The organism is Nostoc sp. 'Lobaria pulmonaria (5183) cyanobiont', assembly GCF_002949795.1.
GTDB lineage: Bacteria > Cyanobacteriota > Cyanobacteriia > Cyanobacteriales > Nostocaceae > Nostoc.
Genome location: NZ_CP026692.1, coordinates 6,512,084 through 6,525,740, shown reverse-complemented (window position 1 = coordinate 6,525,740; position 13,657 = coordinate 6,512,084). Strand labels below are relative to the sequence as shown.

Genomic DNA, 13,657 nt, shown 5'->3' with positions numbered 1-13,657 from the left:
CTATTTCTTACCATGCATAAATTACTGACCATTGCTATACCAACTTATAATCGTGCTGAATTGCTGGATAAACAGTTAGCATGGCTAGCTCAAGCTATCAAAGGTTTTGAAGATGATTGTGAAATTTTAGTTTCTGATAATTGTTCAACAGACAATACTCAGGATGTGATTAAACAATGGCAAATAATACTTAGCAGTATCCCATTTAAATCAAATAAAAATCCTCAGAATTTAGGTGTTGTCAAAAATATTATGTATTGTCTGAATTCGACGACAACAAAATATGTTTGGACAATTGGTGACGATGACCCAATTCAAGATAGAGCCATTGCTTATGTGATTAGCAAACTTAAACAATATGAAGATATATCATTATTGTTTCTCAACTTTTCCGGTCGAAACAAAATTACTGGTGAACCAGTTCATCCACCAACAATTGTTGGTAATCGCTGGTTTGATATAGATAGTGAAGATGGTGATGGTAAAGCTATATTTGAGCATTGTTTCTCAAAAAGTGTCGGTGCAGTCATTTTTCTGACTGCTACAATCTACCGCACTGACTTAGTGAAATGCGCTCTACAAAATTGGCAAGATGCTGAGAATAATTGGATATCTTTAGCATATTTAGCCGGGTATTGTGCTTCTAATGGTCGTGTAATTGTCACGAAAGAGACTTATTTGGAATGTGTTGTGGGTGTGAGTTATTGGCAGAAAGAACCAAAATCTGCACTGTTAATGCAATACAAACACATACCCGAAGTAATTTTAAAATTGGAGCAGAGTGGATATTCTAAGCAGTTTTGTCGGCGGATGCTTTTGCAAAACGGTAAAGAAGTCAACTGGAAAGTTTTCTTAGGTGCTTTAAGAAGATGGCCTATGTCTGCCATTAAGACAGTAGTCCCATTTTTAGCTTTAGTCAGTTTATGTGCTTTTGATGTAATGGTTTCTAAAAATTTTAGTTTAGCAGAATCAAGTGAAATACCTACTCAAGAAATACAGAGCTATAAGCCATAAACTATTAAATTCCCGAATAATTGACATTGAAACTAGAAAAAAATTACTACATGTTTAGTATAATTAAACGCAAAATATCTACGCTGTTTTCTGACTTTGAATATTATGTAGCTCGTTGGAAGCATAGCAAAAATCTACTAGCATTGGAAGGGTGCGATCGCAACATCCTGAAGGCTCTCAAAAAAGATGGTGTTTGTGTCACAACACTGGCAGATTTAGGCTTTAACTCTAGCTCCGAACTGCTCAAAGCTGCTTACCATCAATTGTCTCAGATGGAAAATCCTAAAAACGACCATCTAGATGAAAAGTTACCACAAATTTCTACAGTTACAGGTTTACCAGAATTTTATGCCTGGGGAATGGAGAAAAGACTTCTTAATATCATCGAAAACTATATTGGTCTTCCTATTGCTTTTCATGGTGTACATTTACGTAAAGATTTCCCTAGCAAACATCAGTTTGGTACACTACTATGGCATAGCGATTCCGAAGACCGCCGCATTATCAAAATCTTTATTTACTTGAATGATGTCGATGAAAAAACTGGGCCTTTTGAATATATTCCCCGCTCTTTAACTTCCTTATTTAGTTGGAATTATATTCGACTTTACTATAAACTTTGGAAGTCAGGTTATAGGGGCATTGATGATGAAGAAGTGAAAACAGTCATCCCCAAATCAGCTTGGAAATCCTGTCCAGGCCCAGCAGGTACTGTTTTGATTGTAGATACAAAAAATACTTTGCATCACGGCATAGTCCGCACAGAAGAACGCTCAACACTATTCTTTTGTTACACCGCCAACCCTCCTGAAAGACCAGAACTCTGCACCCAATACTGGGATGATACTTATCCCAGAGCAGAGTTAAGGCAACAAATAGAAAATAGCCGATAGTGTATTAAAGGTAGTCATGCCATGCTGCTCAAGATTAAACGCAAAATATCTTCGCTGGGATCTGAGTTAGTTTACAGATTAGCACTTTTAAAACATGCTGCTAATTTGCCTGCACTAGAAAAAAGCGATCGCAAAATTCTTGACGGTCTTAAATTTGATGGTATTCATATTACCACACTTGCTGAATTGGGATTCGATTCAACATCAGAATTGCTCAAGGCAGCTTCTAGTTATTCGTCCCAAATGGAATCTGTCAATAATGACGATTCAAATGAAAAATTTCCCCAAGTTTACACAGTTACATATTTACCTGAATTTGCTGCTTGGGGAAGCGAAAAAAGGCTCCTAAACATCATTGAAAACTACATTGGTCTACCGCTCGTTTTTCATGGTGTACATCTCCGCAAGGATTTTCCTAATAAAAATCAGTTTGGTACACAACTATGGCATAAAGATGCAGAAGACCGCCGTATGATCAAAATCATTATTTACTTAAATGATGTTGAAGAAAAGCACGGACCCTTTGAATATATTCCAGCGTCTTTAACCTCTTTGTTTAGATTAAACTATTACCGTACTTACTACAAGCTTTGGCAATCTGGTCATTTAGGCATCACAGATGAAGAACTAAATGAAATTATCCCGAAACAGGCTTGGAAATCTTGTACAGGATTGGTAGGAACAGTGATTATTGTAGATACCAAAAAAGCCATACATCACGGGACATTACGCACAGAAGATAGGTTAACTTTATTCTCGTGCTACACTTCCAATTCTCCCGATCGCCCAGAAGTTTGTACTCAATATCGAGACAATACTTTTCCCCAGCCCAAGTTAATTGAACCAGTCATTAAGAGTGCAATATAGTTCAGTAAAAGCAAGCTAATTGTTCATCTAAAAATCCACTCAATACTATTGTTGATGAGGTTTGTAGCAAGTGAGTTTTTCAAACTTGCCAAGTTTTGTTGTCGTCAATATTCCTATCGAGGTTATTCATTTATGATCTTCACTCAAACTGCACTCAAAGACGCATTCATCATTGATTTAGAAGAAAAGCCAGATCATCGTGGTTTTTTCGCACGGTCTTTCTGCGCTCAAGAATTTGAAGCACACGGATTAAAGCCAACAGTTGCCCAATGTAACCTATCTTTTAATTACAAAAAAGGCACTATCCGGGGAATGCACTATCAAATTCTGCCAGCAGCAGAAACAAAATTAATTCGTTGTACTAAAGGCGCAATCTACGACGTAATTATTGATATGCGTCCTGAATCTCCTAGTTTTTTATCACACATTGGTGTAGAGCTAACCCCAGAAAATCGCCGCGCTTTGTATGTTCCAGAAATGTTTGCTCATGGCTATCAAGCACTCACCGATGAGACTGAAGTTGTATATCAAGTGGGTGAATTTTACACTCCAGGATATGAAAGAGGTTTACGCTATGACGACCCGTTCTTTAACATTGATTGGCCTCTAGATGTGACTGAAATCTCCGAGAAAGATTTAAATTGGCCTTTGTTGAGAATGATGACTGTTGGCGGTGCAGCTTCCAGATAACTATAGACTACTACCGCAAGGCGGAAGTCAAAAGTCAAAAGTCAAAAGTATTACGAAATGGGCTTTTTAGAGATTTTAAATGGTTGCTCTATTTACGCCGTGATGTACTACTTATACAGTATCTAGCAAAAAACCAGTTAGTAGCTGTCATTAATGATAATTCCCATGAAAATGTACTTAATATTTAGCTGTAACAAATTATTAAGTGCAAAATTATCGAGAATTTGTAACACAACAAACAGTTCTAAAAAGGAGTTTAGTTCATGATTATTATCGATCGCGCCTTACAAGCCAGAGCAGCAGCAGGAAATCCTATCAAGGTGGGAATGATTGGTGCTGGTTTTATGGGTCGAGGAATTGCCAACCAAATTGTCAATTCAGTGCCAGGAATGGAGTTAGTTGCTATATCTAATCGTCAGATTGGTGCAGCTAAACAAGCTTATTCGGAAGCAGGAATTGAAGATATTCAAGTTGTTGCAACTGTCAGCGAATTAGAAGATGCGATCGCTAACGGTAAGTATGCAGTCACAGAAGACGCTAAGTTACTGTGTCGGGCTGAAGGCATCGATGCATTAATCGAAGTCACGGGTGCAGTGGAATTTGGCACTGGGATCGTTATGGAAGCGATCGCTCATTGCAAGCATGTGATCATGATGAATGCCGAACTCGACGGCACCATTGGCCCCATCCTGAAAGTGTATGCCGACAAAGCAGGCGTGATTCTCACCGCTTGTGATGGCGATCAGCCAGGGGTGCAAATGAACCTTTATCGCTTTGTAAAAAGCATTGGTTTAACTCCCTTATTGTGCGGTAACATTAAAGGACTCCAAGACCCCTATCGCAATCCCACCACCCAGGAAGGATTTGCTAAACGTTGGGGTCAAAAGCCCCACATGGTGGCTAGCTTCGCCGACGGAAGCAAAATTTCCTTCGAGCAAGCGATCGTTGCCAATGCCACAGGCATGAAAGTCGCCAAACGGGGAATGTTGGGATATGACTTCAGCGGTCATGTCGATGAAATGACCCAGTTATATGATGTTGAACAACTCAAAGAACTGGGCGGCATTGTCGATTATGTAGTTGGAGCAAAACCAGGCCCAGGCGTATATGTATTTGCCACTCACGACGACCCCAAGCAACGCCACTATCTCAACTTATATAAATTAGGCGAAGGCCCACTTTATAGCTTCTATACTCCTTATCACCTCTGTCATTTTGAAGTTCCCTTGTCCGTAGCACGTGCTGTTTTATTTGGTGATCCTGTGATGTCTCCATTAGCAGGCCCGCTAGTAGATGTTATCACCACCGCCAAAATCGACCTGAAAGCAGGAGAAACCTTAGATGGCATCGGCTACTACATGACCTACGGACAATGTGAAAATTCCGATATCGTCCAACAGCAAAATCTTCTACCAATGGGTTTAGCTGAAGGGTGCCGCCTCAAACGAGATATTTCTAAAGATCGAGTCCTCACTTATGAGGATGTAGAATTACCTGAAGGCAGACTTTGCGACCAACTAAGAACTGAGCAAAACACCTATTTCGCTCCAGAAAAAATCTTAGTAGCAGTTGGATAATATCGGTTCTAAAAATATTTGCCACAAATGAATTAGCTGTAGGGGCGTACAGCTGTACGCCCCTATATATTTGTCGCCAGAATTTCATCAAGAGGATAGAAAGCTATACTGCGGGACACTAAAGTTGTTGATAGTAACTTGCTGGGGAGTGTTTCAACAAATCCGATCGAAACTTTAGGTCAAATTTCATGAAAATTGCTCTCGTCCATGATTATTTAACCCAGCGAGGTGGGGCAGAGCGTGTGTTTGAACTGCTTTGTAAGCGCTATCCCGAAGCAGATATTTTCACATCTTTGTACGATCCCCAAAAAACTATCGATCTAGGCGATCGCATAGTTAATACAACCTTCTTACAAAAGATTCCTGGTGCAGCAAAATATTTTAGGTCGATGGCTCCTCTATATTTCCCTGCCTTTCGTGCCTTGGATTTGCAAGAATATGATTTAATTATTAGTAGTAGCACTAGCTTCGCCAAAGCAGTACGAAAAAATCCCAATGCCCACCACATTTGTTTTTGCCATAACGTTACCCGTTTCTTATGGGATACAGCAACTTATTTAAGAGAATACGGAGACTATAGATATTTTGCTCCTTTAATCGAACAAGTATTTCAAGTAATGAGAAAGGTAGACTTGAAATATGCACAGGAACCTGACCTTTACATTGCTAATTCCAGTGTTGTTGCCCGCCGGATTGAAAAGATTTATGGCAAAAAGGCAATGATGGTGAACTATCCAATTGATACTAGTAAATTTGTTTTTTCCGATATAAAAGATGAATATTATCTGGCCTCCGCCCGGATGATCAGTTATAAGCGACTTGATATAATAGTCGAAGCTTTTAATTGGTTAGGGTGGCGGCTATTAATATCTGGTGACGGGCCAGAACAAGCACGGTTAAAATCTAAAGCATTACAAAATATTGTGTTCTTGGGACACGTAAGTGATAGAACCCGCAAAGACTTGTTTTCCAAAGCCAAGTCGATTATTGTCGCAGCTCTAGAAGACTACGGATTAGTGCCAGTGGAGGCTAACGCTAGCGGTACACCAGTGATCGCTTATGGAGCGGGTGGAGTATTAGATACTCAAATTCCAGGCGAAACAGGAGTCTTTTTCAAAAGACAAACACCCGAATCTCTCCAAGTTGCATTACTAGAAGCCAACGGCATTTCTTGGGATTACGATCGCATCCGCAATCATGCTGTAGCAAATTTTTCAGAGAATGTATTCTTTAGCAAGGTTGAGCAAATTATCAATCAAGCTTGTGGCGTGCATCAATTATTCATTTGATTTCTGAATTTATTTCCACTATCAGATTACCTATTTATTTGATATTTCCTGATTGGCGGTTTGTAAAAAAATAGGTATTCTTCGGAGAATCTCTTAGCGTAAGTCTTGAAGACAAGGATATAAAAGTGGTTCAAACTAGTCTAAATCCTCATCTAGCTCCAGCTTCTGAAAATGAGCCAAGTTACGGGCAAATGTTTGCCGTATTTGTGCGGAGATTTCCTTGGTTCTTAGCAGTATTAATTAGTTCTATTGCTATTGCCAGCATAGTAACTGTAAAAACAAAGCCTACTTATAAAAGTTCTATGCAACTGCTAGTAGAACCTAACTATCAAGGTAAAACAGAAGGTGCTGCGGGGGTAGACAATCAGTTTACTGACTCTAACGTGGTCATAGATACTGCCACTCAGCTTAACTTGATGCAAAGTTCGGGACTCATCCAAAAAGCAGTTGATAAACTTCAGTCTAATTATCCAGATATAACTTCAGCTGAAATTAAAGCTTCTTTGGTCTTAACTCAAATCAGGAGCAAAGAAGATAATGTTGCTACTAAAATATTTCAAGTTGAATACACTGCTGGAGATCCTGAAAAGACCCAAAAAGTTCTAGATGCAATTCGACAAGTTTATCTGGAATATAACAAACAACAACAGAGTTCGCGTTTACAAAAAGGTCTGCAAATCATCAGGGAACAGTTAAGTAAAGCCAGTGAAGAAGTAAACGCCGCTGAGACAAATTTACAAAGATTTCGCAGAAATCAGAACTTAATCGATCCAGAGTCACAGGCCAAAGCGATTGAAACAGCTTTGAACAATCTTTCTCAAGAAAGACAGACAACTCGTGCTCAATATGGAGAAGCTTTAGCACGCCAAAAATCTTTAGAAGAACAACTTAACCGTTCTCCCCAAAATGCTCTAGTTGCTTCTCGTTTGAGTCAGTCTACGCGCTATCAAGGTTTACTAAACGAAATTCAAAAAAGCGAATTGGCACTAGCACAAGAACGCTTACGCTTTACAGATCAAACTCCAAGTGTGCAAAAGCTTAAAGAACAGCTTCAGGGACAGAAGGAATTATTGCAACAAGAGGTAGGAAGAACTTTAGGCGAAAAGTCTGCTGGTGCATTCACTTCTGGAGACTCTCTTCTCGAAAAAGGACAGCTAGGCCAAATTGATCTCAGCCTTGCTGGTCAGTTAGTAGAAACGCAGACAACTATAGTTGCTTTAACTGCTCGCGATCAAAGTTTGGCCCAGAAAGAAAACGAGTTGCGTTTTGAAATTAAACGCTTCCCGCCTCTGTTGGCTTATTACAATCGGATGCTACCGCAGTTGCAATTTAGTCGTGAAAGATTAGAGCAGCTTTTAAGAGCAGAACAACAATTACGGCAAGAACTTTCCAAGGGTGGATTTAATTGGGAAGTGGTAGAAGATCCTCAAAAAGGCGCACAATTAGGCCCCAATCTCCAGCAGAATTTGCTCTTAGGTGCTGTGGTTGGCTTAATGTTAGGAGGTATTGCTGCCTTTATTCGGGAATCGGCTGATGATGCAGTTCACACCACTGCTGAGTTAGAGAAGCAAATGGCTATGCCGTTGTTGGGAACAACTCCCAAGTTACCGCCAGCCAAACCCAGAGAATCGATGATCAAGTTGCCTTTTGGTAAGCCAGAAGTTCTCGCACCCTGGACGATTCAGGTATTGCAATCTCCACCGCGTTGGGAATCGCTGGATCTGATTTACAAAAACATCGAACTTTTAAATACTGTTACTAATTTAAAATCTTTGATGATTACCTCGGCTTTAGCCGATGAGGGGAAATCAGCTTTGGCGTTGGGTTTGGCAATGAGTGCTGCCCGTTTACACAAAAAGGTACTGCTGATTGATGCCAACTTACGCGACCCCAGTTTGCACCATCAACTGAATCTTCCTAATGAGCAGGGGCTTTCAACTTTATTGGCGAGTGATACAACTCTACCCAACCAAATTAGTCTTCAATACTCAGGCTCTTCCTACATCGATATTTTGACAGCTGGCCCCAAACCTACCGACCCAGCTAATCTGTTGAGTTCCCCTCGGATGATGCAATTAATGGCAGCATTTGAGGAAAATTATGATTTGGTACTGATAGATGCTCCCCCAGTTCTCGGCTTGGTGGATGCTATGCTTACCGCATCATCTTGTCGTAGCGTGGTTATGGTGGCAAGCATTGGTCTTGTGACACGAAGTCAGCTTAATCAAGCGACAGCTATGTTGAGTAAGTTAAATCTAATTGGGGTTGTAGCTAATGGGGTATCCAACTCTAGTAGTAATTACGTACCTAATATCAAACAACAGCAATTAGCTCTACGTCAAGCTGTAGAAAAATAGCTAGTACGGCTAGATGATAAATCCCCGACTTCCTAGAGAAGTTGGGGATTTTGCGTTTTGCATTTTTTCTCGTTTCTAGCCTCTGGCTAGAAATGCTGTTAATTGGGCTGCTTGCTGCCGCGAGTAAAAGAGGCAAAGCCTCAAGGACGGGCATTCCCAGTCTGAAACTGGGAACGAGACAATCTGCTAAAAGCTGGTTCTAGACTGGTTTTTAGTTTAAATTGACAGCAATGATTCGTGAATTGTCTCTACGTTTTGATGAACCAAATTGAATTTTGTTGCTATCGGGAAGAATTCAGTATATTTATGCTATCTTTATGAGTTTTCAGAGAAATCACTGACTCTTTAAAGAATAAATAAAGAAGTTATTTGAGCGATCGCTATTTCTACATCGTCTTATATTCTAGAGATTAAAGCACCTTCAGAAAGGCTAGAAGATAAGAGCAGACTGGTTTTTTTTAATCTATTGAGACAATGAACACCTCAGCGTAATTAGACGTAGATATAGATTCATGGGTAATTTCTCTCTACACTTCTCTACTGTCAGTAGTTTCCGGAAAATCATGATTTGCCCATGAATGTTAATAGTAGCGGTGATTGCTACCTATGTAATTAGTATCTGTCTAATTTTTAAATTTCTACACCAGCAGAATTCTACGCAATACGTGCCTGGCTGAGTGGCAAATACTATAGCATATTTTTGCCCTCAATTATCTCCAACTTTTTGGACTTACAACAAGATTCGGATTTGGGTCTTTGGCATTAATAGCCTTTGATAACGCCTCAGTAATTCATTCCTGTATAAACCCAAAGACATTATGACAACTTCAATAATTCCAACTCTAGAGAATTTATATGATCTAACCCAGTCACACCAAGATAATCGTGGGTACTGCACACTTCAGTGGCGACGGGGTAAGCTTTTGGTGAAAGTGCCTGGACGAGTTAAACAACCATATCTAGCTTCATTAGATAATAAGCGATCGCTAGTAGAATGCTTACAACATTCTCCAGTAAGTTTGGTCAGTATAGATCCAAAATTGGGTGAGGCTTTGCTCAGGTTTTGGGCAGATGCATGTGAAGCAGCTCAAAAACCAATATTCCTAAGCATACCTGCTGGCAAAAAACTTCCTAACCAACCCTTGAGACAATTGCAGCGAGTAATTGATTGGATTGCTGCTTTCATATTGCTGCTATTAGTAAGTCCAGTCATGTTGGGATTGATTGTATTGATGCAGGTTTACTCGCCAGGGTCACTTTTTTGTCATGAATGGCGTGTTGGGGAACGGGGTAAACTCTTTCAAGCGATGAGCTTTTGCACCCACAATACCACACAGCTAGCGCGTTGGATGGGTAAATACAATCTCGACAATCTGCCACAGTTATTTAACGTGCTACGGGGTGACATGAGTTTAACCGGATCTCGTTGTTGGACTTTGGAAGATGCAGTACAGCTAAATAAATTACCAGAAATTACAGCTTCATGGGAAGTAGAGGCACAGTCTCATCTATTACATTTGGATAGCCAAATCCTGTAATTTATCTGTGTGGTAATTGATGATTTCATCTATCGCACTGAGGCTCAAACAAAAATTGTTTACGTAGCATCTATAGAGTAATCCGGTTCTAGATAATTGGTTTTTCAAGACGCGATAAATCGCATTGATACATCAAGGTTTTGTTACTCATTCTGAATCGGTATCAATCTATAGATGTCTATCTACCTTGCCAAAATATTATGATAAAATCCATGAATTTCCAGCTTCCTCAGCCACTCAGTAATCTGCTTAAAGCTAGTAGCTTTTGGCAAGACAACTATTTAATATTGCGAGAATTTAAACACTTTCGCAAAATTGCAATTTTAGCTCTGATTTTCTCAATTTTGGCGGCAACCTTTGAAGGTGTAAGTATTGGTTTCTTACTTTCCTTTTTGCAAAGCTTAACTAGCCCAAATGCTCAACCTGTCCAAACAGGAATAGAATGGTTTGATCTTTGGATTTTGGGAGCCAAGACATCAGCAATTAATCGTTTATATCGCGTATCTTTACTGATTCTATTGAGTACTTGGTTACGTGCCACCTTCAATTATTTTTCTCAAGTCTATACTGAATTATCTCAACTACATCTTGCCGATCGCTTACGCAAGCAAATTTTTGAACAGTTACAATCCTTATCGCTAAGTTACTTTAGTAAAACTCGCTCCGGTGAACTAATTAACACAATTACTACAGAGATTGAAAGAATCAGACAAGGTTTTAGTGGCGGAGCTTTTTTAGTAACTAGAGGACTAACAACCTTTGTCTACTTAATATCAATGTTTTTGATATCATGGCAATTGACGATAATATCAGCATTGCTATTTACACTTTTAGGTGTGGGGTTGTCAAATCTCAATGCTAGAGTCAGAGAATCAAGTTTTGGTATGACAACTGCTAATGCTAATTTTACATCAACAGCCATAGAATTTATTAATGGCATTCGCACTGTTCATTCTTGTGGTACTCAAGAATTTGAGCGTCAACGTTACTATCAAGCTAGCGATAAGGTAATAAGTAGTACAACAAAGGTTGTATTTACCTGGACACTTGTGAAGCCAATTGCCGAAGGGGTAGCAACTACGGTATTAATCGGAATGATTATTTTGGCATTCACTAGTCTTGTCACTAATGGAACGCTACAAGTTGCTTCTTTGCTAACCTTTTTCTTTGTACTATTTCGCTTTATCCCATTTGTTCAAGATATTAATGGCACGAGAGCATATCTCAGTACTTTACATGGTTCAGCAGACAATATTAAAAATCTGTTGACAAGTGATGAAAAATATTACTTTCAAAATGGCAGAGTTGAGTTTAAGGGATTAAAAAGGTCAATAGATTTAGTATCTGTGGATTTTGGCTATGATGATAAAAATTTAGTACTGCATAATATTACCCTGACGATTGAAAAGGGAAAGATGACAGCGTTAGTCGGAGCATCTGGCGCTGGTAAAACAACTCTTGCTGATTTGATTCCCCGATTTTATAATGCTACAGATGGATATATTTACATTGATGAAATCGATATCCGGCAGTTTGAAATTAACTCTCTACGTCACAAAATAGCTGTTGTCAGTCAGGATACTTTTATCTTCAATACTAATGTTTGGCAGAATATTTCTTACGGAACTCCAGAGGCGACGAATGAGGAAATTCAAGAGGCCGCTAAACTAGCGAATGCACTAGAATTTATTTTGGAAATGCCCGAAGGTTTTGATACCCAATTAGGAGATCGGGGTGTTAGATTATCTGGAGGACAAAGGCAGCGAATTGCTATTGCACGAGCTTTACTGCGGAACCCAGAAATTTTGATTTTGGATGAAGCAACTAGCGCCTTAGATTCGCTATCTGAGCGCTTAATTCAAGATTCATTAGAAAAGCTATCTGTTGGTAAAACAGTAATTGCGATCGCTCACCGTCTTTCTACTATTTCTAAAGCAGATAAAGTTGTAGTTTTAGAACAGGGACGAATAGTAGAGCAAGGTAAGTATCAAGAACTATTGGAACTAAAAGGCAAGCTTTGGAAATATCATCAAATGCAGTATGAAGTAAGGCAGCCAGATTAGAAACAACATTCAATTACCAAAGTACTTACAACGCATTAATCGGCTGTACATCTCTACAGCCGTAAACTACTAAATATGTATCAATAATTTTGCCAAATAGTAAAACAATAAGATTTTAAACACTTATTATTCCGATAAATAAGTTATTAAAATTAGTCCTATATACTTGAAAGTCATAGAAAAAATGTCCCAGGAAATCTTTGACAAAGACCTAATCTATCAATGCTCAAATTTTGGTGTCGGTGGGAGCGGAGGTGTTGAAACTTACTTAGCTTCTCTGTTTGAACATCGACCACCTGATGTTAGCGATCGCGTGATAAAATCACTTAAAAATATCGATCAAAGCCAGTTCAAACTGCTGCACATCCACAGTCCAGATTTGCTATTACAGCTTACAGGCGAATGTCCTGCTATCTTCAGCGTTCATAATCACTCATTCTACTGCCCTAGTGGCACAAAGTATTTAGCAGAGCAACGGACAATCTGCGATCGCAACTTCTCTTACTTAGGATGTACCTGGGGTAAATTAGTAGATAAATGTGGTAGCCGTAGACCTTTAAGAACTCTTAGAGAACTTCAAACCACTCATCAGTTTTTAGATGTCTTGAAAAGGCTAAAAATTACTTTTATTGCTAATAGCGAATATGTGCGACAAGAGTTAATTGAAAACGGTGTATCTCCAGAACAAACTCTAACGCTACACTGTGGAATATCTATACCAGAAACAGCAACTTTTCCCCTCAGCTTAGAAGTACATCAAAATCATAGAATTTTGTTTGCTGGACGAATTGTTTCTGATAAAGGTCTGGAATGGTTACTCAAAACCTTAATACATACAGATCCAAAAATTCAACTTGATATTGCAGGTGAAGGTTGGGAACGGCCACGGTTAGAAAAGTTAGCAACTACACTCGGATTGAATAAGCGAATCACTTGGCATGGTTGGTGCGACTCGGATAAATTAGATAAACTTTATCAACAATGTTTTGCAGTCATTTTTCCCAGTGTTTGGCCTGAACCTGCCGGTCTTGTAACTCTGGAAGCATACTCTCGTTGTCGACCTGTAATTGGTAGTGCAGTTGGAGGGATTCCAGAACATTTACGAGATGGAGAAACCGGTATTCTTGTTCCAAGCAATAATATCCAAAAGCTGGCTGATGCTATTAATGAATTATATAGAGATTATCAAAAAAGTCGATACATGGGTGAGCAAGGTCATACTTTATTGATGAAGGAATTTACAATGGCTGCTCATGTAAATAATCTCCGAACAATTTATGCAAAAACAATAGCTGAATTTCCTTCCCCAGCCAACAAACTATATAGTATTTCTCAAGCTAGATAAGCTGAATTTGCTAAAAATATCAAA

General features: G+C 39.2%; 10 protein-coding genes. All 10 read left to right on the top strand.

Annotated elements, in window-relative coordinates; all coding sequences use genetic code 11:
- Window positions 1-12 precede the first annotated feature (12 nt).
- The 10 genes from NLP_RS28965 (at window position 13) to NLP_RS28920 (ending at window position 13,633) form a co-directional block, all read left to right on the top strand.
- Window positions 13-1,014: a glycosyltransferase family 2 protein gene (locus NLP_RS28965; protein WP_104909335.1), complete on the top strand. Its 1,002-nt coding sequence runs from the start codon at window positions 13-15 to the stop codon at window positions 1,012-1,014.
- 50 nt (window positions 1,015-1,064) lie between these two features.
- A complete protein-coding gene (locus NLP_RS28960; RefSeq protein ID WP_104909334.1) occupies window positions 1,065-1,907 on the top strand; it encodes a phytanoyl-CoA dioxygenase in 843 nt (280 codons plus the stop codon).
- A 21-nt stretch (window positions 1,908-1,928) separates the two neighbouring features.
- The gene (locus tag NLP_RS28955; protein ID WP_104909333.1) at window positions 1,929-2,774 is read left to right on the top strand and encodes a phytanoyl-CoA dioxygenase; all 846 of its coding nucleotides are present in this window, start codon (window positions 1,929-1,931) and stop codon (window positions 2,772-2,774) included.
- Between the two features lie 132 nt (window positions 2,775-2,906).
- On the top strand, window positions 2,907-3,464 hold the full coding sequence (gene rfbC / locus NLP_RS28950; RefSeq protein WP_104909332.1) for a dTDP-4-dehydrorhamnose 3,5-epimerase: 558 nt from the start codon (window positions 2,907-2,909) through the stop codon (window positions 3,462-3,464).
- Between the two features lie 263 nt (window positions 3,465-3,727).
- Window positions 3,728-5,041 (top strand): NAD(P)H-dependent oxidoreductase, encoded by a 1,314-nt coding sequence (locus NLP_RS28945; RefSeq protein ID WP_104909331.1) that lies wholly within the window; start codon window positions 3,728-3,730, stop codon window positions 5,039-5,041.
- A gap of 188 nt (window positions 5,042-5,229) precedes the next feature.
- Window positions 5,230-6,330: a glycosyltransferase gene (locus tag NLP_RS28940; RefSeq protein WP_104909330.1), complete on the top strand. Its 1,101-nt coding sequence runs from the start codon at window positions 5,230-5,232 to the stop codon at window positions 6,328-6,330.
- 125 nt (window positions 6,331-6,455) lie between these two features.
- Window positions 6,456-8,687 (top strand): GumC family protein, encoded by a 2,232-nt coding sequence (locus NLP_RS28935; RefSeq protein WP_104909329.1) that lies wholly within the window; start codon window positions 6,456-6,458, stop codon window positions 8,685-8,687.
- 818 nt (window positions 8,688-9,505) lie between these two features.
- A complete protein-coding gene (gene hepC / locus NLP_RS28930; RefSeq protein WP_104909328.1) occupies window positions 9,506-10,225 on the top strand; it encodes a heterocyst development glycosyltransferase HepC in 720 nt (239 codons plus the stop codon).
- A 212-nt stretch (window positions 10,226-10,437) separates the two neighbouring features.
- Window positions 10,438-12,288 (top strand): heterocyst formation ABC transporter subunit HepA, encoded by a 1,851-nt coding sequence (gene hepA, locus NLP_RS28925; protein ID WP_104909327.1) that lies wholly within the window; start codon window positions 10,438-10,440, stop codon window positions 12,286-12,288.
- Between the two features lie 184 nt (window positions 12,289-12,472).
- Window positions 12,473-13,633 carry a glycosyltransferase family 4 protein gene (locus tag NLP_RS28920; RefSeq protein ID WP_104909326.1) on the top strand — a complete coding sequence of 387 codons (1,161 nt, stop codon included), beginning with the start codon at window positions 12,473-12,475 and terminating at the stop codon, window positions 13,631-13,633.
- Window positions 13,634-13,657 lie beyond the last annotated feature (24 nt).